23 protein-coding genes are annotated in these 23679 nt (G+C 70.3%); 12 read left to right on the top strand and 11 right to left on the bottom strand.

The window, feature by feature from the left end; genetic code table 11:
- Positions 1-5 precede the first annotated feature (5 nt).
- Both PCA_RS04500 and PCA_RS04495 read right to left on the bottom strand, forming a co-directional pair.
- Complete coding sequence (locus tag PCA_RS04500; RefSeq protein WP_181301402.1) at positions 6-353, bottom strand: heavy metal-binding domain-containing protein; 348 nt, start codon at positions 351-353, stop codon at positions 6-8.
- Between the two features lie 32 nt (positions 354-385).
- Entirely contained in the window at positions 386-1219 is an 834-nt protein-coding gene (locus tag PCA_RS04495) for an NAD-dependent epimerase/dehydratase family protein (protein WP_181301401.1), read from the bottom strand.
- 169 nt (positions 1220-1388) lie between these two features.
- On the opposite strand from PCA_RS04495, the gene PCA_RS04490 reads away from it, so the two are divergent.
- From PCA_RS04490 to PCA_RS04465, 6 genes are all read left to right on the top strand, one after another.
- On the top strand, positions 1389-1943 hold the full coding sequence (locus PCA_RS04490; RefSeq protein ID WP_181301400.1) for a shikimate kinase: 555 nt from the start codon (positions 1389-1391) through the stop codon (positions 1941-1943).
- Positions 1940-3037, top strand: a complete 1098-nt coding sequence (aroB, locus tag PCA_RS04485) for a 3-dehydroquinate synthase (protein WP_181301399.1) — start codon at positions 1940-1942, stop codon at positions 3035-3037. The genes PCA_RS04490 and aroB overlap by 4 nt, the downstream gene beginning before the upstream one ends.
- Before the next feature lie 114 nt (positions 3038-3151).
- Positions 3152-3757 carry a hypothetical protein gene (locus PCA_RS04480; RefSeq protein WP_181301398.1) on the top strand — a complete coding sequence of 202 codons (606 nt, stop codon included), beginning with the start codon at positions 3152-3154 and terminating at the stop codon, positions 3755-3757.
- 118 nt (positions 3758-3875) lie between these two features.
- Positions 3876-4136: a WGR domain-containing protein gene (locus PCA_RS04475; RefSeq protein ID WP_181301397.1), complete on the top strand. Its 261-nt coding sequence runs from the start codon at positions 3876-3878 to the stop codon at positions 4134-4136.
- 1 nt (position 4137) lies between these two features.
- Positions 4138-5214 carry a uroporphyrinogen decarboxylase gene (gene hemE, locus PCA_RS04470; protein WP_181301396.1) on the top strand — a complete coding sequence of 359 codons (1077 nt, stop codon included), beginning with the start codon at positions 4138-4140 and terminating at the stop codon, positions 5212-5214.
- Positions 5215-5247: 33 nt separating this feature from the next.
- Positions 5248-5940 (top strand): hypothetical protein, encoded by a 693-nt coding sequence (locus PCA_RS04465; protein WP_181301395.1) that lies wholly within the window; start codon positions 5248-5250, stop codon positions 5938-5940.
- A gap of 16 nt (positions 5941-5956) precedes the next feature.
- Here the strand turns inward: PCA_RS04465 and PCA_RS04460 are convergent, their stop codons facing one another.
- On the bottom strand, positions 5957-7117 hold the full coding sequence (locus PCA_RS04460; RefSeq protein ID WP_181301394.1) for an acyltransferase: 1161 nt from the start codon (positions 7115-7117) through the stop codon (positions 5957-5959).
- A 481-nt stretch (positions 7118-7598) separates the two neighbouring features.
- On the bottom strand, positions 7599-8135 hold the full coding sequence (gene def, locus PCA_RS04455) for a peptide deformylase (protein WP_181301393.1): 537 nt from the start codon (positions 8133-8135) through the stop codon (positions 7599-7601).
- A 262-nt stretch (positions 8136-8397) separates the two neighbouring features.
- Between def and PCA_RS04450 the strand changes: the two genes are divergently transcribed.
- The 4 genes from PCA_RS04450 (at position 8398) to PCA_RS04435 (ending at position 11855) form a co-directional block, all read left to right on the top strand.
- Positions 8398-10473, top strand: coding sequence for a carbon starvation CstA family protein (locus PCA_RS04450; protein ID WP_181301392.1), 2076 nt, complete (start codon positions 8398-8400; stop codon positions 10471-10473).
- A 4-nt stretch (positions 10474-10477) separates the two neighbouring features.
- Positions 10478-10678 carry a YbdD/YjiX family protein gene (locus PCA_RS04445; RefSeq protein WP_181301391.1) on the top strand — a complete coding sequence of 67 codons (201 nt, stop codon included), beginning with the start codon at positions 10478-10480 and terminating at the stop codon, positions 10676-10678.
- Between the two features lie 134 nt (positions 10679-10812).
- Positions 10813-11352 carry a DUF2127 domain-containing protein gene (locus PCA_RS04440; protein WP_181301390.1) on the top strand — a complete coding sequence of 180 codons (540 nt, stop codon included), beginning with the start codon at positions 10813-10815 and terminating at the stop codon, positions 11350-11352.
- Positions 11353-11468: 116 nt separating this feature from the next.
- Positions 11469-11855, top strand: a complete 387-nt coding sequence (locus tag PCA_RS04435; protein ID WP_181301389.1) for a VOC family protein — start codon at positions 11469-11471, stop codon at positions 11853-11855.
- A 231-nt stretch (positions 11856-12086) separates the two neighbouring features.
- Here PCA_RS04435 and PCA_RS04430 read toward each other — a convergent pair whose 3' ends face one another.
- The 6 genes from PCA_RS04430 to xerD all read right to left on the bottom strand — a co-directional run bounded on the left by PCA_RS04430 (position 12087) and on the right by xerD (position 20531).
- Positions 12087-12983, bottom strand: a complete 897-nt coding sequence (locus PCA_RS04430) for a DMT family transporter (RefSeq protein WP_181301388.1) — start codon at positions 12981-12983, stop codon at positions 12087-12089.
- Positions 12984-13041: 58 nt separating this feature from the next.
- Positions 13042-13917 carry a glycosyltransferase family 2 protein gene (locus PCA_RS04425; RefSeq protein WP_343204407.1) on the bottom strand — a complete coding sequence of 292 codons (876 nt, stop codon included), beginning with the start codon at positions 13915-13917 and terminating at the stop codon, positions 13042-13044.
- Positions 13918-13986: 69 nt separating this feature from the next.
- On the bottom strand, positions 13987-14766 hold the full coding sequence (locus PCA_RS04420; RefSeq protein ID WP_343204406.1) for a hypothetical protein: 780 nt from the start codon (positions 14764-14766) through the stop codon (positions 13987-13989).
- On the bottom strand, positions 14724-18596 hold the full coding sequence (purL, locus tag PCA_RS04415; RefSeq protein WP_181301387.1) for a phosphoribosylformylglycinamidine synthase: 3873 nt from the start codon (positions 18594-18596) through the stop codon (positions 14724-14726). The genes PCA_RS04420 and purL overlap by 43 nt, the downstream gene beginning before the upstream one ends.
- A 133-nt stretch (positions 18597-18729) precedes the next feature.
- A complete protein-coding gene (locus tag PCA_RS04410; RefSeq protein ID WP_181301386.1) occupies positions 18730-19536 on the bottom strand; it encodes a DsbC family protein in 807 nt (268 codons plus the stop codon).
- Positions 19537-19613: 77 nt separating this feature from the next.
- Positions 19614-20531, bottom strand: coding sequence for a site-specific tyrosine recombinase XerD (gene xerD / locus PCA_RS04405; RefSeq protein WP_181301385.1), 918 nt, complete (start codon positions 20529-20531; stop codon positions 19614-19616).
- Here xerD and PCA_RS04400 point away from each other — a divergent pair.
- Positions 20530-21057: an RDD family protein gene (locus PCA_RS04400; protein ID WP_181301384.1), complete on the top strand. Its 528-nt coding sequence runs from the start codon at positions 20530-20532 to the stop codon at positions 21055-21057. The two genes, xerD and PCA_RS04400, sit on opposite strands and share 2 nt — an antisense overlap.
- A 9-nt stretch (positions 21058-21066) precedes the next feature.
- On the opposite strand, the gene PCA_RS04395 is transcribed toward PCA_RS04400, so the two are convergent.
- Positions 21067-22074, bottom strand: a complete 1008-nt coding sequence (locus tag PCA_RS04395; protein ID WP_181301383.1) for a cupin-like domain-containing protein — start codon at positions 22072-22074, stop codon at positions 21067-21069.
- Positions 22075-22290: 216 nt separating this feature from the next.
- Here PCA_RS04395 and phaZ point away from each other — a divergent pair, with 216 nt between their 5' ends.
- Complete coding sequence (gene phaZ, locus PCA_RS04390) at positions 22291-23544, top strand: polyhydroxyalkanoate depolymerase (protein WP_181301382.1); 1254 nt, start codon at positions 22291-22293, stop codon at positions 23542-23544.
- Positions 23545-23679: the final 135 nt, after the last annotated feature.

Raw genomic sequence — 23679 nt, 5'->3', positions numbered from 1 at the left:
CGGCCTCAGGCCACCGGTTCCACCCTCACCGCCGTGCCGTAGGACAGCACCTCGGTGACGCCCTCGGCCACGTCGTTCGCGTCGTAGCGCATCGCGATCACCGCGTTGGCGCCCATCGCGGCGGCGTGCTGCAGCATCAGCTCGAACGCCTCCTCGCGCGCTTTCTCGCACAGTTCGGTGTAGATCGTGATGTTGCCGCCCACCAGGGTCTGCAAGGCGGCGCCGAGGTTGCCCACCACGCTGCGCGAGCGCACCGTGATGCCGCGCACGATGCCCAGCGTGCGCAGCACGCGGTGTCCGTGCAGTTCGTTGCTGGTGGTGACCATGCCGTGGGGGATGGGGAGGTTGGCCATGCGTGTTCTCCGCAACGGAAAAGATGGATGGTTCAAGTATCCAGCAAGGCCGCGTAGCCGTCGCGTGCATCCGGCCACTCCGGCGTCCAGCCGCTGGCGCGCAGGCGGGCGTTGCTGAGCCGCTTGCTGCCCACGCCGGGCGGCGCCGGCCCCTCGCCGGGCAAGGGCCCGTCGACCAGCTGGGCGAGGAAGTCGTACAGCTCGTCCAGCGGCAGCGGCGTGTCGTCCACGCCCAGATACAGCGATTGCGGCCTGGGCAGGCGCAGCAGGTGCACGATCGCCGCCGCCGCATCGTCGACGTGGATGCGGTTGGCCCAGTGCGGCACCTCGCGCGGCACCCGCTGGGTGCCGGCACGCAGGCGCTCCAGCAGCTGCAGGCGCCCCGGCCCGTACAGGCCGGCCAGACGCAGCACCGTGGACGGCACGTCCTGCCCGGCCAGCCACTGCTCGGCTTCGAGCAGCAGCGCGCCGTTGAAGCCCGGCGGCGCGGTCGGCGTGTCCTCGTCCACCCGGTCGCCGTCGTGCTCGCCGTACACCGCGCTGGACGACACCAGCAGCACCTGCTTCAGCGCGCGGCGGTCCAGCGCCCCGAGCAGATGGCGCAGGCCGTCCACGAACAGGGCGCGGTACGCCGCCTTGTCGCGTGCGTCCGGGGCGGGCAGGTAGACCAGCCGGGCGATGCCCGGCGGCAGGTTGCCCAGGCTGTGCGGCGCAGTGAGGTCGGCGCCCAGCCAGCGCAATCCCGGCAGGTTTTCCTCCGGCGGCCGCCGGCGCAGCGCCCACACCTCGTCGCCCTGCGCCAGCAGGCGCGCCGCCACGCGCAGGCCAAGGTCGCCGCAACCGCCCAGCAATACCCGTTCAGCCATCCAAACACCTGCTGTAAAGTTCGGGATGTCCCGGCCCATTCTACGTAGGTGGCACGATGTCCAGAAGGCTCGCACGATGTATCGCCCCACGCGGCGCAGACCGCCTGCGCGGCTTGCGGGCCTTCCGGACAATTCGCCGCCCGGATGGAACCGGTCGGAACCTTGCCCGATGAATCCGTCGCGCAACCTGTTCCTGGTCGGCCCCACCGGCGCGGGCAAGACCTCGGTCGGCCAGCGCCTCGCCGCGCATTACGGCCTCGCCTTCGTGGATCTCGACCGCGAGATCGAGCAGCACACCGGCACCGACATCAACACCGTGTTCGCGATCGAGGGCGAGGCCGGCTTCCGCCAGCGCGAGAGCACCCTGCTGGACGAATGCAGCGCCCGCGACGACGTGCTGCTGGCCACCGGCGCCGGCGCCGTGCTCGATCCGCGCAACCGCGAGTTGCTCCGGGCGCGCGGCTACGTGCTGTGGCTGCAGGCGGACGTGGCGCAGCAGCTGAAGCGGCTGGAACACGACACCCGGCGACCGCTGCTGGCCGACGTGGATCGCCGCAGCCGCCTCGAGGCGATGGCCGCCGTGCGCGAACCGCTGTACCGCGACACTGCCGATCTCGCGCTGCCCGCCGCCCGCGGCATCGCGGCCATCTGCACCGACGCCATCGCGCTGATCGACCGGCATTGGCAACGCCTCCCTCTTCCGACGCCCGCACCCACCGCATGAACGCAAACGACCTCACCACCATCGACGTCACCCTGGGCACGCGCAGCTATCCGGTGTGGATAGGCCGCGGCCTGCTCGGCGACAGCGCACGCTGGCGCGCCAGGCTGCGCGGCCGCCACGCGCTGGTGGTGAGCAACACCACGGTGGCACCGCTCCATCTCGAACGGATGACAAAGGGACTGGAAGGCCTCGCCTGGTCCAGCTTCCTGCTCGACGACGGCGAGGCGCACAAGAGCTTCGCCAACGTGGAACGCGTGCTGGCCGCGCTGGCCGAGCTCGGCGCCACCCGCGACGCCTGCGTGATCGCGCTGGGCGGCGGCGTGGTGGGCGATCTCGCCGGCTTCAGCGCGGCCTGCTGGATGCGCGGCATCGACTTCATCCAGATGCCCACCACCCTGCTCGCGATGGTGGATTCCTCGGTCGGCGGCAAGACCGGCGTGAACCTGCCCGCCGGCAAGAACCTGGTGGGCGCCTTCCACCAGCCGCGCGCCGTGGTGGCCGACATCGACACGCTCGCCACCCTGCCGGACCGCGAATACCGCGCCGGCCTCGCCGAAGTGGTGAAGGGCGCGGCGATCGGCGACGAACCGTTCTTCGCGTGGCTGGAAACCCATGCCGACGCGCTGGCCGCCCGCGACGACGACGCCGTGATCGAGGCGATCGCGCGCAAGGTGCGCTACAAGGCCGGCGTGGTGGCGCGCGACGAAACCGAACAGGGCGAGCGCGCCCTGCTCAACCTCGGCCACACCTTCGGCCACGCGCTGGAAACCGCCGGCCGCTACACCGCCCTGCTGCACGGCGAAGGCGTGGCCGTCGGCATGCTGCTGGCGGCGCGACTGTCCGAACGACTGGGCATGAGCGCGGCCGCCGATACCGCACGCCTGCGGCGCCTGCTGGAAAAGCTCGGCCTGCCCGTGGTCGTCCCGCCCGGCATGGATGCGCAGCAACTCCTCGCACTGATGCGCCTGGACAAGAAGAACACCGCCGGCCAGCTGCGGCTGATCCTGTGGCGCGGCATCGGCAAGGCGGAGATCGTGGGCGGCGTGGCCGAGTCCGAGGTGCTGGCGGTGTTGCAGGCCGCCGTGGCGGCCTGATCCGGGAGCGGCACCGAAGGCTGACAGCTGTCAGCACGCATCCGTGACGCCCCGCAGCGGCGCGGCGCCCACCATCGGGCGAGACTGTCGGCACCGCAACAGGGAGCCGACGCCATGACCGACCACGCCACCGAACCCGCGACCGCGAGCACCGTTCGCGCCCAGGCGATCGGCATGCTGGCCGGTACCGGCTTCGGCGGGATCTGGGCGATGACGGGCCTGGCGGGCCGCCATGGCGGATACGCCAGCCTGCTGGGCCTGGTCGCGCTGGCGGTTTTGGCCGCCCTGGTCGTCGCCGCGCTGGACCTGTGGCGCATCGCGCGACATGCCGGGCTGCCGCAGGCGCCGGCCGATGGCCGGAACCGCCACACGGGCCGCGGTTTCCTGCTCATCCTCGTTGCCGAAATCGTCGCCATGAACCTTGCCGCGTGGGTGCTGTATCCCCGGCACATGGCCTGCCTCATGCCGGCCATCGCGCTGATCGTGGGGCTGCACTTCGTTCCCCTCGCCGCACTGCTGCGGCGGCGCCATCTGTACATCGCCGCCATCGCGATGAGTCTTGCCGGGCTGGCCGGCGTCGCCGCCATCGCGCTGGGCGCGGATGCCGCGACCGTCCATGCGCTGCTGGGCGCCGCCTGCGCGCTGGCGTTGTGGACCACCTGCTTCCTCTCCTGGCGGTCGACGAAGCTGCGCCTGGCGTCGCGCGCCATCACCGCCTGAAATGCGGCGCGCGGCCATACACCACGGACTGCCGGAGGCCGCGCGTCCACAAAGCGGCGACGGCACCTGTAAACTGTGGCGCGGCAATCTGCCGGTTCACGCCCGACGCCACGGATCCATGCGCCTCTACCTGCAAAACCTGCCCGGCGCCGCCGAGCCGCCACGCTACGTCCAGATCGTGCTGGAACAGGACCTGCTGGGCGGCTGGACGCTGTACCGCGAGACGGGCCACCAGGGCGGCAAGGCCACGCTGCGGCGCGAGCAGTTCCTGGAGCGCGACGCCGCGATCACCGCGTTCGAGAAGGCGCGCGACGCCCAGCTCAAGCGCGGCTATCGCGTGATGTTCGCCCAGGGCCTGGAAGGCCCCTACGGACGATGAAATGAATGCACCGCTGAAGAACGACCGTTTCCTGCGCGCGCTGCGGCGCGAGCCCGTCGATACCACGCCGATCTGGGTGATGCGCCAGGCCGGACGCTACCTGCCGGAATACCGCGCCACCCGCGAACGCGCCGGCAGCTTCATGGGCCTGGCGCAGAACCCGGAGTTCGCCTGCGAGGTGACGCTGCAGCCGCTGGAGCGCTTTGAGCTGGACGCGGCGATCCTGTTCTCCGACATCCTCACCATCCCGGATGCGATGGGCTTGGGACTTTCATTCGCGCTGGGCGAAGGCCCGCAGTTCGCCCGCCCGGTGCGCAGCGCCGCGGATGTCGCGCGGCTGGCCGTGCCCGACATGGACGGCGAACTGCGCTACGTGACCGACGCGGTGCGCCTGATCCGCAAGGAACTGGCCGGTCGCGTGCCGCTGATCGGCTTCGCCGGCAGCCCGTGGACGCTGGCCTGCTACATGGTGGAAGGCAGCGGCTCGCGCGACTTCGCCACGCTCAAGGCGATGTGCTGGAACGAACCCGCGCTGGCCCATCGCCTGTTGGACGTGCTGGCGCGCAGCGTGGCCGCATACCTCGCGGCACAGGCCGCGGCCGGCGCGCAGGCGCTGATGATCTTCGACACCTGGGGCGGCCTGCTCGGCCCCACGCCGTTCCGCGAATTCTCGCTGCGCTACATGGCGCAGATCGTCGCCGCACTGAAGGCCGACGCGCACGCGCGCGAGCTGCCGGTGATCCTGTTCTCCAAGGGCGCCGGCGCGCATCTCGCCGCCATGGCCGACTCCGGCTGCGCCGCGCTGGGCGTGGACTGGACGATCGACCTCGCCGACGCCCGCCGCGCGGTGGCCGGCAAGGTGGCGCTGCAGGGCAATCTCGATCCCGCGATCCTGCACGCCAACCCCGAGGTGATCCGCCGCGAGGCGCGCGCCGTGCTCGACAGCTACGGCAACCACCCCGGCCACGTGTTCAACCTGGGCCACGGCATCACGCCGGACATCGACCCCGAGCACGTGCGCGTGCTGGTGGACGAGGTGCACACTTACGGCCGGGTGGTGCGCAGCGCAGCCGCCTGACCGCCAGGCCGGACGCGCACCCACGGAGCCGTCATGAAGACCATCGCCGTCGTGTTGTCCGGCTGTTGCGCACTGGCGAGTTCCGCCACCCTGGCGCAGACCGATCTTCCCGGCGTCAAGGTCACCGCCCCGCTGTACTCGTCCCAGCACGGCGGCTACCTGATTTCCGGGGACTTCAAGGTCGACCCGCGCATGTCGTCGGTGGTGTTTCCCGCACAGGCGCTGGTGCAGGGCGACATCCTCAGCATCGAGCCGACGTCCCTGCAGGACGACGAATACCTGGTGCTGCAGGAATGCGCATCGGCCGACTGCCATGAGGCAAGCATCGTGCGCGTCTGGACGGCGGGCAACACCGGCGGCGCCGACACACGCTACAACCGCGTGCAGATCACCCACGAAAACAAGTATTTCATCTGGCTGAAGCGCCTACCGGACGCATCCGGCCAGAGCTGCGGCCAAAGCCGGCTCAAGTTCAGCGGCGACACCGCCGAGTGCGGCAGCCACTTCACCAGCTTCGAGCAGATCAGCCCACCGCTGGTGCTGATCCCGAAGGGCGAGCTGGCCGCATTCCACCGGGACGAACTCGACAAGGCCATCCTGAGCGACCCCGTGCAGGTGACGCAGCAAACGCACGAAGGCTCGACCTACGTGGTGACCTACGCGGGCGGCAGCATTGCGCGCATCCGGCGCATGCATGCGACCAGTGGCAACCCGCAAACGCAATGACGCCAGCGCAGTCTCGTCACGACACGGACGGCGCGGGATTCATCAGCCGCATGCGCAGCCCGCGTTCGCAAGGTGCGGAAATCCACCGCTCCACCGCCGCGCCCAGCAGCCAGCACAGCACGAGCGCCAGCGGATACCACAGCCATCCCGTGGCCGCATCGCCGCCCCAGGCCCGCCAGGCGCGCACCAGCGCGAACACCACGAACATGTGGGTGAGGTAGATCTCGTAGCTCAGCCTTCCCCATGCACGCAGCCAGCCGAAGCCGCGCAAGGGCCGCGTCGCGCCATGGATGGAACGCCAGTGGCAGGACAGCAGCAGGCACAGCGCGGACAGCGTGAGCACCAGCATGTAGCCGTCGCGCAGCCAGTGCCATAGCGCCCCGCCATCCAGCAGCACCGCGCCCAGGCCCGTCGCGCCCAGCCAGCCCAGCAGCACGGCGGTGCGCCGCGGTGGCAGCCAGGCATCGGCCAGCAAGGCACCGAGCACACCAGTCGCGATCGCCGCCATGCCCGGCAGATAAGCCTTCTCCAGCCAGATCTCGTTGCCGTGCAGCGCTGCCCGCGCCCACGGCAGCGACAACGCGAGCAGCAGCAGCGGGGGCACCAGCAGCGCAGGCCGGCGCAGCAGCAGGCAGACCAGCGGAAAACCGAGGTAGAACGCCTCCTCGATCGACAACGACCACAGCACGTCCCACGAACCCGGCAGATAGCCGGTGCGCGCCTCGTACCAGTTGACGTGCAGCCCCAGCGCCGCCCCCAGCGCACCCGGCAGCGACTGGTCCGGCCGGTGGATGACGTAGTCGGCCACGCCCAGCAGGTGCAGCACGCCCAGCACCGCGAGCAGGGCCAGCAGGCACGGCACGATGCGCGCAAAGCGGCGTGCATAGAACGCACGCACGTCGATCGCCGACAGGCTGCCCCAGCGGCGCAGCGCATTGCCGGCGATCAGGAAACCGGAGATCACGAAGAACACGTACACGGCCTCGTAGCCGTTCCAGTTCAGCCGGTTCAGCAGCCACCCCGGCAGCACCGCCGCCAGCGCGCTCTTTTCCAGCGGAATGCGCAGGCCAAGGTGGTTGAAAACCACCAGCACGATCGCCAGGCCGCGCAGCAGGTCGATGCCGGGGTTGCGCGAGGCCACTGCCTCCGTCGCCACCGGGGTATCCGTCTCGCGCATGCGCCCTGCCCGTCGTGTGGAACCGCGATGGTGGCGGCGTTGCCTGCGGCAGGCAAGAGACCGCCGCCTGCCGGGTATCGCAATGCATCAGCCCAGCGGTTCCACCGGCCAGCGCGCCGCCGCGAAATCGATGAAGGCCCGCGTGCGCGCAGGCTGTTGCTTGCCCGCCTGCCACACTGCGTGCAACGGCAGGCCGGGCACTGCCAGTCGTCCAGCACCGTTTCGAGGCGCCCCTGGCCGAGCAAGGCGCGCACCTGCCACGGCGCAGCGGTGGCGATGCCCGAACCGGCCACGGCCGCCGCATTGCAGGCGGCGGCGTTGTCCGCGCTGAAGCGGCCATGCGCCTCCACCGTCCGTCGCCGGTTGGCGCGGGAACGATAGCGCGGCGGGCTCGGCCCTGGCGGGCCTGGTCTGGGCCCGCGCCGGATGGCCAGGGCCTGCCTGGCGGCGCTGGCCTGCCGACTGCACCGCGACGAGGCGGCTACTCGTCCGCCACGTCCATGCCCGGAAACAGCACGTCGGTGTAGCCGAACCTGCTGAAGTCGGTGATGCGCGAGGGGTAGAGGCGGCCGATCAGGTGGTCGCACTCGTGCTGCACCACGCGGGCATGGAAGCCTTCGGCGCGGCGGTCGATCGCTTCGCCTTTGGGATCGACACCCTCGTAGCGGATCAGCGTGTAACGGCTGACCGCGCCGCGCAGGCCGGGCACGGAGAGGCAGCCTTCCCAGCCTGCTTCCATGTCCTGCGACAACGGGGTGATCACGGGATTGAGCAGCACGGTCCGCGGCACGGCGGGTGCGTCGGGGTAGCGGTCGGATTGCTCGAAGCCGAAGATCACCAGTTGCAGGTCCACGCCGATCTGCGGCGCGGCCAGCCCGACGCCGTCGGCGTCGTGCATGGTGTCGAACATGTCGGCGATGAGGGCGTCGAGCTCCGCGCTGCCGATCATCGTGTCGGGCACCGGCGGCGCCACCCGCAGCAGGCGCGGATCGCCCATCTTCAGGATCTCGCGGATCATCGCTACCTCGGCTGGCGTGGGTGCGCTGCCCACTCTAGCCGAGCGGAGATGACGCTGGTGTGCCCGTGCATGAACGCGCCACGCCCCGGCACGCAAGTGCTTGATCGGCGGAAGCCCGGCGGTTCACGCGGCAATCACGCCGCGCGGCGCATCTGCGCCATCGCAAGCCGCCTCCCGCATTCGACCAAAGGCTAAGGCGCGCGGCATTGACCCCCATCACGCCCGGGGGGACCCTTGCCCAACGTTACGAGGAGTTCCCTGCATGCACACCGCAACGGTCAAACCGAACCCCGCGGCAAAAATCCTCTGGTTCGCGATCGCCATCGTGGGCGCCTGGTGCCTGGGCGTGGTGGCGCTGCGCCGCGGCGAGCCGATCAACGCGATCTGGGTGGTCGCCGCGGCGATCGCGGTGTTCGTGATCGGCTACCGCTTCTACGGCAAGTTCGTGGAACACCGGGTGCTGCAACTGGACCCCAGCCGCGCGCCGCCCTCGGTGCTGCGCAACGACGGCCTGGACTACGTGCCCACCGACAAGTGGGTGGTGTTCGGCCACCACTTCGCCGCGATCGCGGGCGCGGGCCCGCTGGTGGGGCCGGTGCTGGCCGCGCAGATGGGCTACCTGCCCGGCACGCTGTGGATCCTGTTCGGCGTGGTGTTCGCCGGCGCGGTGCAGGACTTCATGATCCTCGGGCTCTCGCTGCGCCGCGACGGCCGTTCGCTGGGCCACATGCTGCGCGAGGAACTGGGGCCGCTGCCGGGCATCGTGGCGATGGTGGGCGTGCTGGTGCTGATGATGATCGTGCTTGCGGTGCTGGCGCTGGTGGTGGTGAAGGCGCTCACGCACAGCCCGTGGAGCACGTTCACGGTGGCGATGACGATACCGATCGCGCTGCTGATGGGCGCCTACCTGCGCTGGTTCCGCCCGGGTCGCATCCTCGAGGTGTCCATCATCGGCCTCGCGCTGCTGCTGCTGTCGATCTGGGCCGGCAAGTTCGTGGCCGATTCCGCGTCGCTGGCGCCGATCTTCGACCTGGATGCGAAGGCGCTGGCCTGGTGGCTGATCGGCTACGGCTTCTGCGCCTCGGTGCTGCCGGTGTGGCTGCTGCTGGCGCCGCGCGACTACCTCAGCACCTTCCTGAAGATCGGCACCATCGCGCTGCTGGCGCTGGCGATCTTCCTCGCGGCGCCGATGCTGCAGATGCCCGCGGTGACCCAGTTCATCGACGGCACCGGCCCGGTGTTCCAGGGCAACCTGTTCCCGTTCCTGTTCATCACCATCGCCTGCGGCGCGGTGTCGGGCTGGCATTCCATCATCGCCTCGGGCACCACGCCCAAGCTGCTGGCGAACGAGGGCCAGGCGCGCATGGTCGGCTACGGCGGCATGCTGATGGAGGCGTTCGTGGCGATCATGGCGATGATCGCCGCCGCCTCGCTGCACCCGGGCGTGTACTTCGCGATGAATGCGCCGGGCGCGATCATCGGCACCACGGCGGAACACGCGGCGCAGGTGATCAGCCAGTGGGGCTTCGTGGTGACGCCGGACGCGCTGCTGCAGACCGCGAAGGACGTGGGCGAGCAGAGCATCCTCAGCCGCGCCGGCGGCGCGCCCACGCTGGCGGTGGGCATGGCGCAACTGCTGCACAACGTCATGCCGGGCGAAGGCATGATGGCGTTCTGGTACCACTACGCGATCCTGTTCGAGGCGCTGTTCATCCTCACCACGGTGGACGCCGGCACGCGCGTGGGCCGCTTCATGATCCAGGAGATCGCCGGCCTGATCCACAAGCCGCTGCAAGCCACCGAATCCTGGGCCGGCAACCTGCTCGCCACCGCGATCTGCGTGGCGCTGTGGGGCTACTTCCTGTACCAGGGCGCGGTCGATCCGCTGGGCGGCATCAACACGCTGTGGCCGCTGTTCGGCATCGCCAACCAGATGCTGGCCGCGATCGCGCTGATGCTGGCCACCGTAGTGGTGGTGAAGCTGAAGCGCGAGCGCTATGTGTGGGTGCCCGGCATCCCCGCGGTCTGGCTGATCGTGTGCACGCTGGCCGCGGGCTACGAGAAGCTGGTCGGCCCGATCAGCTTCACCGCGGCGGCGGACAAGTACGCCATCGTGCTGGCGAACGGCCAGATGCTGGCGCCGGCCAAGACCGTGGCGGCGATGCAGCAGATCATCACCAACAACCGCGTGGACATGGCGATGACCGGCATCTTCATGGCGCTGGTGGTGGTGATGACGCTGTTCTGCCTGCGCGCCGTGCTCAAGGCCTGGCGCATCAACCACCCCACCGCCAACGAGGAACCCTACGTGGCGCTGGCGGACGTGGCGGCGCACTGAGGCCATGGAACTCGTCGCGCGATGGCAGGCATTCCGGAAGCGGGCGGTGCAGACCGCCCGCCTCTGCTGCGGCGTGCCCGACTACGAGGGCTACGTGAAGCACCTGCACGAACACCACCCGGATCGCCCGGTGCCCAGCTACGCCGAATTCTTCCGCGAGCGCCAGGAAGCCCGCTACAAGGGCGGCGGCGGCCGCTGCTGCTGAACCGGTTTTCCTCCCGCCAACCCCGCCGAGATTTTTCGGCGGGTTTTTTCCATGCCGCCAACTTCCGGCCGTTGCGTATTGGCGGTTCATGCAATGGCCGCGACAATGGGCGGGTTGCCCGTTCCCCCATGCCCATGTCCGAGATCGAATCCATCGCTGCCGCCCCCCTCGCCGCACCCGCCGCGGCGCCGTCCCCGCACCGTGCCGGCCTGCGCGTGATCGCGATCTACGAGGTGGTGAAGACCCTCTGCCTGCTTCTGGTGGCCATCGCCGCGTTCCAGCTGGATCGCCAGCAGAACTTCGAGCTGATGGTGCACTGGCTGGAACACCTGCCGCTCACCGGCAGCAACGAGTTGCGCTGGCACCTGGTGGGCTGGCTGCAGGCCTTCGGGCCCAGTCGCTTCGTGGCGGTGGGCATGGTCGCGCTGGGCTATGCCGTGCTGTTCGGCATCGAGGGCGTGGGCCTGCTGATGGGCAAGTACTGGGCCGAGTGGTTCACCGTGATCGCCACCGCCTCGCTGATCCCGATCGAGCTGTACGAGACGCTGCACCGTTTCGGCTGGCTGAAGTTCGCCGCGCTGGTCGGCAACGTGGCGATCGTGGTGTACCTGGTGCGCGTGGCGCTGCAGACGCGCGCGACCCGGAAGGCCGCCGCGCACGCCCCGCCCCGCTGAGGGCGGGCCGCCCACCGGCGCAGCGCTGCCGGCGCGTTTCCCGTTGGCCGAAGGCTATGCCGGGCCGCCCCGGATGGAGCACACTCGCCCGACCCTGACCCCGCGGGAGACAGACCATGACGCGCGTCACCGGCATCGGCGGCATCTTCTTCAAGGCCAGGGACCCCAAGGCCCTGGGCGAGTGGTACCGGACCCACCTCGGCTTCGACGTGCAGGAATGGGGCGGCGCGGCGTTCCGCTGGGCCAACCCCGACAACCCCACCGGCACCGGCACCACCATCTGGAGCCCGTTCAAGGATGACACCTCCTACTTCGCCCCCGGCACCGCGCCCTTCATGATCAATTACCGGGTCCGCGACCTGCACGCCGTGCTCGCCGCGCTGCGCGAGGAAGGGGTGCAGGTGGAGAGCAAGGTCGACGAATCCGAATACGGCAAGTTCGGCTGGGTGGTCGATCCCGAGGGGAACAAGATCGAGCTTTGGGAGCCGCCCGAGGGGCAGTGAGGGGGAGCGCGTCGACACGACGCGGGTACCTGCCATCGCCTGGCACTCTTTTTTGCATTGGGCAAAGCGATTTCGGGCGCCCATGGGGCGTTCGAAACCGCTTCAAAGCCCAAGGGGCAAACAGAAACCGCATGGCAAGCCCCGGCCCCTCACCCCAGCCCTCTCCCCGGAGGGGAGAGGGGGAAAGCCGCCGCAAGGCCACTCGAACCCCGTGCCCCACCCTGCGCCCCCTCACACCTCGTGATGCCCGGCCTCCGCCGCCAGCGCGGGCGACCGGCGCGGCGCCAGCTCCACCAGGTACATCGCACCCAGCACCAGCGCGCCGCCGGCGAGCATGCGCCAGCCGAAGACGTCGCTGCCGAAGGCGACCGCGAAGGCGGCGGCGAACACCGGTTCGGTGGTCATCACGATCGCGGCGCGGGTGGCGGGCATGTGGGCCTGCGCCCAGGTCTGCATCAGCATCGCGCCAGCACCGGCAATCAGCGCCATGTACAGCACGGCCAGCCACGCGGCCCGGTCCGGCGGCGCCGCGGGACCGCCGTGCGGCAGCGTGGCGACCAGGCAGACCAGCGCGATCGCAACCATCTGTACCGCCGAGAGGCCGAACGCCTCGCCAGGGCGCGACCACTGCCCCAGCAGCACGATGTGCAGCGCGTAGAACACCGCCGAAGCCAACGTGAGCCATACGCCGGCATCCACCGAAACGCCATTGAGCGAGAGCAGCGCGAGGCCGGCGGTGGCCAGCGCCACCGCGATCCACACCACGCCCGGCATGCGCTGGCCCAGCAGCAGCGTCGCAAGGATGGGGGTGAACACCACGTACATGCCGGTGGCGAAACCGCTGACGCTGGGAGCGATCAGTTGCAGGCCCCAGGTCTGCAGCAGTTGCCCGATGCCGTAGATCGCGCCCAACGCCAGTCCGCGCGCGATGCCCGCGCGCCCCAGTCGCCAGACGTGGCGCGGGAACAGCAGCAGCATCGCCGCTGCGGCGACGGCGAAGCGCACGGCGAGGAAATCCGCCACGGGCATGCGCGCCACCACGTCCTTGATCATGAAGAACGTGGAGCCCCACACGGCGGTCATCGCCAGCAGGCCCAGGGTCGGAAGCGTGGTGGTGCGTGCGTTCATGGGGTCACGAAGATGTGGTGGATGGCGGAACGATGGCGACGCGGGGTCGCTCTCCGCGCTAGCTCCGCGACCGCCGCAGCCACTGGCCCGGCGCCTGCGCCAGGAAGTGCGCCCAGATGCCCAGCCACACCGCCGCGGAAACGAAGGGGTTGCGCGCGGCCGGATCGAACTTGCGGAACCAGCGCCACATGCCGCGATGCTTGTGGCGGCTCACGAACACCGGCCGGTGCCGGCTGGAGCCGCCCTTGCCGTGCGGTACGCGCACGTCGCCGGCCAGCAGCACGCGCCAGCCGGCGTCGCGCACGCGGCGGCACAGGTCCAGATCCTCGCAGTGCAGGAAATAGCCTTCGTCGAAGCCGCCCAGCCGCTCGAACAGGTGGCGCGGCAGCAGCATCAGCGCGCCGGACACCGCCTCGGCGTCGACCAGGCGATCCGGCATCTCCCCGCCGATCTCCACGCGCTCGCCGCGACCGCCGAACAGGCTGGCGAGCGCGCGGCGCAGCAGCGGATCGCGCCGGTACGAGGCGGGATCGGGCACGCCTTGCGCGTCGCAGACCACGGCGCCGAGCAGGCCGACCTGGTGCTCGACGGCGAACACCGCAAGCAGGCGCTGCAGGCTGTCCTGGTCCAGCAGGCAATCGGGATTGAGCACCAGCAGCAGCTTGCCGCTCGCCTGCGCCGCCGCCTGGTTCACCGCGGGGCCGAAGCCGAGGTTGCCGTGGTTCTGGATCAGGTGGAAACGCGGCTCGTATTCGTGCGCGCGCGCCAGCGCCTGCGGCATGCCGTCGCCCGAGGCGTTGTCGACCAGCAGCAGCTCCAGCGGCGTGGTGCAGGCCAGCACCCTGCGCACGCAGTCGCGCAGGCCCGGGCCGCTGTCCGCGGAGACCACGATCACGCTGAGCGGCAGGGGAGTGGAAGCAAAAGGCGTGTTCACGGTACGAGTATGCGGCAGGGAAGCTGGTGGCGTGTGCAACGCGTGAAGGGGGACAGGGATGACGGCGGCTCAATCGCCTTCGTCGTGGCCCAGCACGTGGTTGACGGCCAGCGGGGCGCGCTCCTCGCCGCGGCTCAGCCACGGCTGGCCTTCGTGCCAGCCGGCCAGCAGCCAGCCGCGCAGGCGATGCCGGCGGTCGTGCCGCCGGTCCAGCAGCAGCACGCCGCGGCGCCCAGCCATGGGCAGCACCAGCCAGCGCCCTTCGGCATCGAGATCGCAGCACGGCTCCACGCCGTACAGCCGCTGGCCGTCGGCCAGTCGCACCGCTTCGTCGCTCCAGCGCAGTTCGCCGCCCAGCGGATCGGCGAGGCCGCCCTGCAGCGGCCGCCACTGCGGCGCGCGCAATTCGATGATGGCGCCGGTCGGCCCGATCGGCGCCAGCGCGAGTTCTGGCCATTCGTCCGCGGGGGAAGGCGACGGCTCGCGGGGTTTGCCGCGATCCAGCCAGTTCTCCAGCAGCACCAGCAGCGAGAAGCCGGCCAGCGCGGCCAGCAGGGTCAGCAGCCACGCCAGCGCGTCCGCGCCGAACGTGCGCAGCACGGCCAGCAGCAGGCCCGGCAGCCCCCAGCGCAGCGCACGGCGCAGCAGCGCGGCGTATTCCCGCAGCGGACCGCCGCGCCACAACAGCGCCAGCGCGCAGGCCAGCAGCAATGACAGACCCAGCCACCACGGCAGGGCGGCGAGCAACAGCAGCCACGCCAGCGCCGGCAGCCAGGCCAGCCACCGGCGCGGCGACGCAGGGGCGCTCAGCCGCACCACACCCGTGCATTGCGGAACATGCGCATCCACGGCGAATCCTCGCCCCAGGTCTTCGGCGCCCAGCTCATCTGCACGCTGCGGAACACGCGTTCCGGATGCGGCATCAGGATGGTCACGCGCCCCTCGGCGGCGGTGAAACCGGCGAGGCCGCCGGGCGAACCGTTCGGGTTCAGCGGGAAGTGCTCGGTGGGCTTGCCGTGGTTGTCCACGAAGCGCAGCGCCGCCTGCGCCTTGGACGGGCTGCAGGTGTTCGGGAAGTGCACGCGCCCTTCGCCGTGCGCCACCGCCACCGGGATGCGCGAGCCGGTCATGCCCTTGAAGAAGATGCTGGGCGAGTCCAGCACTTCGAGCGTGGCCACGCGCGCCTCGTACTGCTCGGAGGCGTTGCGCAGGAATTTGGGCCAGTGCTGCGCGCCGGGGATGATGTCCTTGAGCTGGCTCATCATCTGGCAGCCGTTGCACACGCCGAGCGCGAACTTCGTCGGGTCGGCGAAGAACGCGCTGAACTCCGCGCGCAGGTGGTCGTTGTACAGGATCGAGGTGGCCCAGCCGCGGCCGGCGCCCAGCACGTCGCCGTAGGAGAAGCCGCCGCAGGCGGCGAAGCCGCGGAAATCGGCAAGCTTCACCCGGCCGCTGGCGAGGTCGGTCATGTGCACGTCCACCGCCTCGAAGCCGGCGCGCGTGAACGCGGCGGCCATCTCCACCTGGCCGTTGACGCCCTGCTCGCGCAGGATCGCCACGCGCGGCTTCGCGCGGCCGGCGATGGCGGCGTGGATGAGCGGCGCGGCGACGTCCTCGGCCGGGTCGAACACGAGTTTCGGGCTGAGGCCCGGATCGGCATCGTCCAGCCGCCACGCCAGTTCGGCGTCGGCGCTGGCGGGGTTGTCGCGCAGCTGCTGCATCGCGTGGCTGGTCTCGTTCCAGGCGCGGTACAGCACGCTCCAGTTCCACTTGAACAGCGTCTCGCCGCCCGAGTACAGCTTGATGCCCAGCTTCTCCTTGGGCCGGCCGATGCGGTAGCTCATGCCGGCGAGGTCGTGCTTCACCAGCAGGGCTTCGAACGCTTCGCGGTTCACCGTGGTCACCTGCAGCACGGCGCCCAGCTCTTCGTTGAACAGCGCGCGCAGCGTGGCCTCGGCCCAGCCGTCGACCTGGATTTCCAGGCCGCAATGGCCGGCGAAGGCCATCTCCAGCAGGGTGACGATGACGCCGCCGTCGGAACGGTCGTGATAGGCCAGCAGCAGGCCGTTGCGGTTCGCCTCCTGCACCAGTTCAAACAGCGCCTTGAGGCGCTTCGGGTCATCGAGGTTCGGCGGCACGCCGCCGCTGCGGTTGAACACCTGGGTCAGCGCGGAAGCGCCGAGGCGGTCGCGGCCGCCGCCGAGGTCGAGCAGCCACAGATCGGTGTCGCCGCGGTCGAGCTTCAGCTGCGGCGTGAGCGTGCGGCGCACGTCGTCCACGCGCGCGAAGCCGGTGACCACCAGCGACACCGGCGCGACCGTGCGCTGCGGGGTGTCGCCGTCCTTCCACACGGTCTGCATGGACAGCGAGTCCTTGCCGACCGGGATGGAGATGTCGAGCTGCGGGCACAGTTCCATGCCCACGGCCTTCACCGCGTCGAACAGCGCGGCGTCTTCGCCAGGATGGTTCACCGCGGCCATCCAGTTTGCGGACAGGCGGATATCGCCGAGGTTTTCGATCGGCGCGGCGGCGAGGTTGGTGATCGCCTCGCCCACCGCCAGCCGCGCGGCGTCGGCGCTATTGAGCAGCGCCACCGGGGCGCGCTCGGCCATCGCCATCGCTTCGCCGCGGTAGCCGCTGAAGTCGGCCATCGTCACCGCGCAGTCGGCCACCGGCACCTGCCACGGGCCCACCATCGGGTCGCGATGGTTGAGGCCGCCCACGGTGCGGTCGCCGATGTTGATGAGGAAGCTCTTGCTGCCCACGGTGGGCAGGCGCAGCACGCGCAGCAGCGCCTCGTCCATGCCGATGCCGGTGAGGTCGGGCACCAGGTCCACGCGCGGCTTGATGCGCTTGGCGTCGCGATGCATGCGCGGCGGCTTGCCGAACAGCACGTCCATGGGGAAGTCGATCACCACGAGGTCGCGGCGCGGATCGGTGACGCGCAGCACGCGCTCGGCGGTGGCAGTACCGACCACCGCGTAGGGGCAGCGCTCGCGTGCGCAGTAACCCTCGAACTCGGCCAGGTTTTCCTGGGCGATGGCGAGCACGTAGCGTTCCTGCGACTCGTTGCTCCACACCTGCATCGGCGACAGCGAGGGATCGTCGCAAGGCACCTTGGAGAGGTCGATCTCGCCGCCCACGTCGGCGTCGTTGAGGATTTCCGGGATCGCGTTGGAGAGGCCGCCCGCGCCCACGTCGTGGATGCTGACGATGGGGTTGGCCTCGCCGCGCGCCCAGCAGGCGTCGATCACCTGCTGGCAGCGACGCTCCATCTCGGCGTTGTCGCGCTGCACGGAGGCGAAGTCCAGCTCGGCGCTCGACGCGCCCGAAGCCACCGACGAGGCCGCGCCGCCGCCCAGGCCGATCAGCATCGCCGGGCCGCCGAGCACGATCACCGCATGTCCGGGCTGCACCGCGCGCTTCTGCACGTGGTCGCGACGGATGTTGGCGATGCCGCCGGCCAGCATGATCGGCTTGTCGTAGCCGCGGCGCAGGCCCACCTCGGCGGTCTCGTGTTCGTAGCTGCGGAAGTAGCCGCCCAGGCAGGGGCGGCCGAATTCGTTGTTGAACGCGGCGGCGCCCAGCGGGCCGTCGCGCATGATCTCGAACGCACTGGCCATGCGCGGCGGCAGCGGGCGCTCCACTTCCCACGGCTGCGGATGGCCGGGAATGCGCAGGTCGGACACCGAGAACCCGGTGAGCCCCGCCTTGGGCTTGGCGCCGCGACCGGTGGCGCCCTCGTCGCGGATCTCGCCGCCGGCGCCGGTGGCCGCGCCGGGCCAGGGCGCGATCGCGGTGGGATGGTTGTGCGTCTCCACCTTGATCGCGTAGTCGATCTGTTCCTCGTGGCCGCGCCACACGCCGTTCGCGTCGGCGAAGAAGCGCTTGCCCGTGCTGCCCTCGATCACCGCCGCGTTGTCCTTGTAGGCGGACAGCGTATGCGCGGGCGAGTGCTGGTGGGTGTTCTTGATCATCGCGAACAGGCTCTTGTCCTGGTCCGCGCCATCCACCGTCCAGCTCGCGTTGAACACCTTGTGGCGGCAGTGTTCGGAGTTCGCCTGCGCGAACATGAAAAGCTCGGCGTCGGTGGGATCGCGGCCCAGCTCGGCATAGCGCGCGGCGAGATAATCGATCTCGTCGCTCGCCAGCGCCAGGCCCAGTTCCGCATTGGCCCTGGCGAGCGCGGCGCGGGCATCGCCGCCCAGCGCGATGTGCACCAGCTCGCCCGGCTGGCCGGCGAGGAACAGGCCCTGCGCCTCGTCCAGCGACGCCAGCACCGACTGCGTCATCGCATCGTGCAGCACGGCCAGCACCGCCGCATGCTCGGGCGTGCCGGCGTCGGGCATGCCGGCGAGCTGCCAGGCCGTGCCGCGCTCCACCCGGCGCAGCTCGAAGCCGGCGCCATGCAGGATGTCGGTGGCCTTGCTCGACCACGGCGAGATCGTGCCCAGCCGCGGCACCACCCACAGCGTGGCGGGCGCCGGGGCGGCGTCCTTTGCCTCCAGCACGTCCAGCAGGCGCTGGCGCAGCGTGCCTTCCGGCGCCGCGGCGGCGTCGATGAAATACACGAACCACGCGGCCTGCACGCGGATACCGCGGTGCAAGGCATCGAGGCGGGCGTTCAGGCGTTCGAGACGGAAGGCCGAAAGGGCGTTCTGCCCGTCGAGTGCGATCATGCGGGGGCGGCGCCAGGTTGCGGGGGACACCTATTCTAGCCGATGCGCCCCTGCGATGCTGCACCACGGCATGCCCACGCCGGCGCCCGTAACGCCCTGCCGCAGCCTCTTGCGGGGCGCGGCCGCCGCCGGCTCAGCCGCCCTTCTGCAACGCCTGCAGCAGCTGCGCCGGGGTGACGTAGCCGCCCACCTGGCGCCCGTCGGCGGTGAAGATCGCCGGCGTGCCGTTCACGCCCAGCCTGAGGCCCAGCTCGTACTGGGCGCGCACCGGGTTGGAACAGTTGGCCGGCTTGGGCGCCTGCCCCTGCTTGGCGGCGGTGAACGCCGCCCTGGGGTCGGCGGCGCACCAGATCGAGACCATTTCCTTGTAGACCGGCGTGGGCTGGCCGCGCAGGTCGGTGGCGCCCTCGCGCGGCCACGCCAGGTAGTCCACCGCGATGCCGGCCTTGTTGAATTCGGCCATGTGTTCGTGCAGCACCTTGCAATAGGGGCAGGACACGTCGGTGAACACGGTGACCCGGTACTTCGGGTTCGCCGGCGCATACTCGATGCGCGCGGCCGCCGGCACCTTGGCCAGCTCGGCCTTGCGGTAGGCGGCCCAGGCCGCGTCGTTCAGGCTCTTCCTGCTGCCCAGGTCGACCAGGTCGCCGTTCAGCAGGTACTTGCCGTCCTCGCTCACGTAGACCAGCTGGCCCGAGGCGATCACCTGGTAGAAACCCGGCATCGGCGCGCGATTCACCACATCCACTTCCACGCCCGGCGCCAGCTTGGCCAGCGCCTGCTGCACCAGCTTCAGCGCGGAGGCGTCGACGCCGTTGCCCAGCACCGCGGCATGGGCCGGCGCATCGGCGGCCGGGTCTGCGGCGGTGGCGTTATCGGCCGCGCATGCGGTCAGGGCGAATCCGCTGACGCACACGGCCAGCAGCAGCTTTTTCAACATCGTGCACCTCGGGGCCCGGGGAATCGGCCATCCGCGGATTCTCGCACAGGCGCCCGCGACGGCGGTGAATGCGACACTCAGCCGCGGGGATGGTGCCGGGCGTGCAGGCGCTTCAGGCCTTCCTTCGCCACCAACGTGTAGATCTGCGTGGTGCTCAGCGCGCTGTGGCCCAGCAGCATCTGCAGCGCGCGCAGGTCGGCGCCGTGGTTGAGCAGGTGGGTGGCGAAGGAATGCCTGAGCACGTGCGGCGAGATGCGCTTCGCCTGGATGCCGACCTTGAGCGCATGGCGCTTCACCAGCGTCCAGAACATCTGCCGCGTCATGCCCTCGCCGCGCCTGCTGAGGAACAGCGCCGCGGGCTGGCGGCCCTTCGCGAGCGCCGGGCGCGCGGCGGCGAGGTAGCTCTCGATGTAGCCCAGCGCCACCTCGCCCACCGGCACCAGCCGGTCCTTGCCGCCCTTGCCGGTGACGCGCAGCACGCCCTGGCGCGGATTCAGCGCGACCAGCGGAAGTTCCACCAGCTCGGACACGCGCAGGCCCGAGGCGTACATCAGCTCCAGCATCGCGCGGTCGCGCAGGCCCAGCGTGCCGTCGGTGTCCGGGGCGTTCAGCAGCGCCTCGATCTCGCGCTCGGCCAGCGCCTTGGGCAGGCTGCGCGGCATGCGCGGGCGCTCGATCAGCAGCGTGGGGTCCTCGAAACCCGCCTGCTCGCGGGCGCGGAAACCGTAGTAGCGGCGGAACGACGACTGCCGCCGCGCCATCGAACGGATCGCGCCGTGCTGGCTGCCGTGGTAGGCGGAAACATCCTCGCGCCGCGCGTCGCGCAGCGAGCGGCCGCGCGCCGCCAGCCAGCGCGCCAGCGCCTCGAGGTCGCGGCGGTAGGCTTCCAGCGTGCGGTCGGCGAGCCCGTCCTCGGACCACACGCGTTCGAGGAACGCGTCGATGCTGGCGGCATCCGCATCGGCGATACTGGCGGTCGTTTCTTCCTTCTTCATGCGCACGATGCTGGATGTCGCGCGCGGCGAGCGCAAGCAGATGAGCCATGAACCCTGTCCACTGTGGCGCCGCCTCGCCGCGCTGCTGTACGACCTGCTGATCGTGGTGGCGATCGTGATGGTGGTGGGCCTGCTCTGCCAGCTCGCCACCGGCGGCCGCCTGATCGAGACCGGCGCACACGCCGTGGTCCCGCTCTGGTACCAGGTGCTGCAAGGCGTGGTGGTCGCCGCCTATTTCGTCGCCTCGTGGCAGCGCGGCGGGCAGACGCTGGGCATGCGGCCGTGGCGCATCCGCGTGAGTCGCGACGACGGCGGCGCGATCAGCCTGCAGCAGGCCGTGATCCGCGTGCTGGTCGCCGCCGCGCCCTTGCTGCTGCTGGCGCTGGAGCCGGCGATCGGCTTGCGTGCCACGCTGTGGGCCGTGCTGGGCGCATGGGTGCTGTGGCTCGCGGTGGCGCTGTTCGACCCGCGCCGCCGCGCGTTGCACGACCTCGCCGCGGGTACCGAACTGCGGCGCATCGACTGAAGGTCGGCGCTATTTCCAGTTGGCGACGGCCCAGGCGGTGGAGTCGCCCGCCTCGTCGCAGGTCACCGGCGACAGTCGCGCGATGCGCCCCGCCGCCCCCGCAGCGGAACGTCGTGGCCAGCGTTCCAGCGTCGACAGCAAGCCGCCGAGCGCGCTCAGGTACATCCGCTTGGCCTGGCGCTTGGGTCCGGACAAGCCGCTGCTGCGGGAACACAGCTCGTCGACGTAGCCGCCCCAGTTCGAACCGTCGAGCACGTTCTGGCAGATCGAGATCGACGGCGACAGCGCACGTGCGCCGTGCCACCAGCGCGAGGGCACGAACACCATGTCGCCCGGATGCAACACGGTGTGATATTGCGTGGCGCGCTCGTACAACGGGAAGCGCGCCGGGTCGACCCGTTGCACGTCCGGGATGGTCGACTGGTTCGGCATGCCCGGCTTGGGGTACATGAAGGCGGAGTCTTCCGGCGGATACAGGATGAACTCCTTGTCGCCGTGAATCTCGGTGATCGTCGCGTGCGCGTTCTCGAGGTCGTAGTGCAGGAACGGAAAGCGGCCGCCGATGCCACCGATCAGCAACTTGAGGTAGCCGTCCGGGCGGCGCCATCGCTGCGGCATCAGCGGGCTCGCCAGCCGCCGCGGGAACGCATAGGGGTTGAGCGGCTCCAGGTCCGGCAGCAACTCCGGCATGTGCGGTCCGATGAACAGGCGGTACATGTAGGGCCCCGGCGCGTCCTCGCGCGAGGCCAGCACCGCGTCGATGAAATCGGCGAACGTCATCTGCTCGCTGGGGCTGACCTGGATGCGTTTGCCCCCGAAGCGTTCGCGGAAATATTCCGGCGTCCATCGCTGCCGCGCCGGGCAGGCCTGCAGTGCGTTCTCCACCACCACCGGACGGTTGCGGGCGATGTACTCCCGCACGAAGACCGGATACGGCAACTCCGCCGCGGAGCGTCGCTCGAGCGTAACCCGGCGTTGCGTCCGCGCTTCCGGAGACGTTTGCACGTCGATCCCCACTGCAGCCATGTCGATTCCCCCCCTGGGCAAGGCAGCCGCTGCCTGCGCAGCGTCACGCAGCGAAACCCTGGCGCGACGCTACGCGCGACGCCGGGCGCCGTCAACGCGGCACAAGCCAAGCCCTTGATCGCCTTGACGATCGCTCTTGCGGCAATGCAATACAAACGATCCAAACGGGGGTAAGATGAGGCGCTTCCAGCACATGCCGGTCGCCCCATGCTCTATCAGATCCACGAGTGGCAACGCGCCTTCCTCGGCCCGCTCAGCCATTTTGCCGACGCCAACGCGCAGATGCTCGGCGATGCGAACAACCCGTTCGCGTCGTGGCCGGGCACGCAGCGCCTGGCCGCCGGCTACGAGCTGATCCACCGCCTCGGCAAGGACTACGAGAAGCCCGCCTTCGGCATCCACCAGGCCGAGGCGCACGGCCACGAGATCGCGGTGATCGAGCGCGTGGCGCTGGATACGCCGTTCTGCCAGCTGAAGCGCTTCAAGCGCTTCAGCGACGATCCGGCCACCATCGAGACGATGAAGAACGCCCCGGTGGTGCTGGTGGTGGCGCCGCTGTCCGGCCACCACGCCACGCTGCTGCGCGACACCGTGCGCACCCTGCTGCGCGACCACAAGGTGTATGTCACCGACTGGGTGGACGCGCGCATGGTGCCGGTCGACGCCGGCCCGTTCGGGCTGGACGACTACGTGGCGCTGATCGAGCGCTTCATCCGCCACATCGGCGCCGAATCGCTGCACGTGATCTCGGTGTGCCAGCCCACCGTACCGGTGCTGGCGGCGGTGTCGCTGATGGCCGCGCGCGGCGAGGCCACGCCGCGCAGCCTCACCATGATGGGCGGCCCGATCGACTCGCGGCGCAGCCCCACCAGCGTCAACAACCTCGCCACCACCCAGCCGCTGGCCTGGTTCAAGGGCAACGTGATCCACACCGTGCCGCCGAACTATCCCGGCCACGGCCGCGAGGTCTATCCAGGCTTCCTGCAGCACGCCGGATTCGTCGCGATGAACCCCGGCCGCCACCTGCAATCGCACTGGGACTTCTACGAGAACCTGCTGCGCGGCGACCTCGACGACGCCGAATCGCACCGCCGCTTCTACGACGAATACAACGCCGTGCTCGACCTGCCGGCCGAGTTCTACCTCGACACCATCGCCACCGTGTTCCAGCAGTTCCTGCTGCCGCGCGGTCTGTGGGACGTGCGCGGCGAGCGGGTCAACCCCGCCGCGATCACCCGGAGCGCCCTGCTCACCGTGGAAGGCGAACTCGACGACATCTCCGGCCTGGGCCAGACCGAGGCCGCCCAGGAACTGTGCAGCAGCATCCCGGCCAGGCTCCGCGCACACAAGGTGATCGATGGCGCCGGCCACTACGGCATCTTCAGCGGCCGGCGCTGGCGCGAGATCGTCTATCCGCAGGTACGGGACTTCATCCGGAAGTTTGATCGCCCGGAGAAGTAGTACGCGCTGGCGCGCGGATCGATGCGCCTGCCCGATGGGCTAGGACCAGAGACAAAGCGGTTTCGTGCGCCTGTCGGCGCCCGAGTCACTTTCTCTCGCGTGCCCGAGAGAAAGTAACCAAAGAGAGGAGCACCC

The sequence above is a fragment of the Rhodanobacter sp. PCA2 genome (genome assembly GCF_013620825.1).
GTDB lineage: Bacteria > Pseudomonadota > Gammaproteobacteria > Xanthomonadales > Rhodanobacteraceae > Rhodanobacter_A.
Note: the sequence above shows the minus strand (reverse complement) of the source record. Positions and strands in the feature narration are given on the sequence as shown.

Excerpts from the sequence above, each read along its gene's own strand:
- PCA_RS04400 (WP_181301384.1), top strand. The coding sequence starts at position 20,530 with ATGCGCACGATGCTGGATGTCGCGCGCGGCGAGCGCAAGCAGATGAGC.
- PCA_RS04500 (WP_181301402.1), bottom strand. The coding sequence starts at position 353 with ATGGCCAACCTCCCCATCCCCCACGGCATGGTCACCACCAGCAACGAA.
- xerD (WP_181301385.1), bottom strand. The coding sequence starts at position 20,531 with ATGAAGAAGGAAGAAACGACCGCCAGTATCGCCGATGCGGATGCCGCC.
- PCA_RS04440 (WP_181301390.1), top strand. The coding sequence starts at position 10,813 with ATGTCCGAGATCGAATCCATCGCTGCCGCCCCCCTCGCCGCACCCGCC.
- PCA_RS04450 (WP_181301392.1), top strand. The coding sequence starts at position 8,398 with ATGCACACCGCAACGGTCAAACCGAACCCCGCGGCAAAAATCCTCTGG.
- purL (WP_181301387.1), bottom strand. The coding sequence starts at position 18,596 with ATGATCGCACTCGACGGGCAGAACGCCCTTTCGGCCTTCCGTCTCGAA.
- PCA_RS04445 (WP_181301391.1), top strand. The coding sequence starts at position 10,478 with ATGGAACTCGTCGCGCGATGGCAGGCATTCCGGAAGCGGGCGGTGCAG.
- def (WP_181301393.1), bottom strand. The coding sequence starts at position 8,135 with ATGATCCGCGAGATCCTGAAGATGGGCGATCCGCGCCTGCTGCGGGTG.
- PCA_RS04495 (WP_181301401.1), bottom strand. The coding sequence starts at position 1,219 with ATGGCTGAACGGGTATTGCTGGGCGGTTGCGGCGACCTTGGCCTGCGC.
- PCA_RS04410 (WP_181301386.1), bottom strand. The coding sequence starts at position 19,536 with ATGTTGAAAAAGCTGCTGCTGGCCGTGTGCGTCAGCGGATTCGCCCTG.
- PCA_RS04480 (WP_181301398.1), top strand. The coding sequence starts at position 3,152 with ATGACCGACCACGCCACCGAACCCGCGACCGCGAGCACCGTTCGCGCC.
- PCA_RS04490 (WP_181301400.1), top strand. The coding sequence starts at position 1,389 with ATGAATCCGTCGCGCAACCTGTTCCTGGTCGGCCCCACCGGCGCGGGC.
- PCA_RS04465 (WP_181301395.1), top strand. The coding sequence starts at position 5,248 with ATGAAGACCATCGCCGTCGTGTTGTCCGGCTGTTGCGCACTGGCGAGT.
- PCA_RS04460 (WP_181301394.1), bottom strand. The coding sequence starts at position 7,117 with ATGCGCGAGACGGATACCCCGGTGGCGACGGAGGCAGTGGCCTCGCGC.
- phaZ (WP_181301382.1), top strand. The coding sequence starts at position 22,291 with ATGCTCTATCAGATCCACGAGTGGCAACGCGCCTTCCTCGGCCCGCTC.
- PCA_RS04475 (WP_181301397.1), top strand. The coding sequence starts at position 3,876 with ATGCGCCTCTACCTGCAAAACCTGCCCGGCGCCGCCGAGCCGCCACGC.
- hemE (WP_181301396.1), top strand. The coding sequence starts at position 4,138 with ATGAATGCACCGCTGAAGAACGACCGTTTCCTGCGCGCGCTGCGGCGC.
- PCA_RS04430 (WP_181301388.1), bottom strand. The coding sequence starts at position 12,983 with ATGAACGCACGCACCACCACGCTTCCGACCCTGGGCCTGCTGGCGATG.
- PCA_RS04435 (WP_181301389.1), top strand. The coding sequence starts at position 11,469 with ATGACGCGCGTCACCGGCATCGGCGGCATCTTCTTCAAGGCCAGGGAC.
- aroB (WP_181301399.1), top strand. The coding sequence starts at position 1,940 with ATGAACGCAAACGACCTCACCACCATCGACGTCACCCTGGGCACGCGC.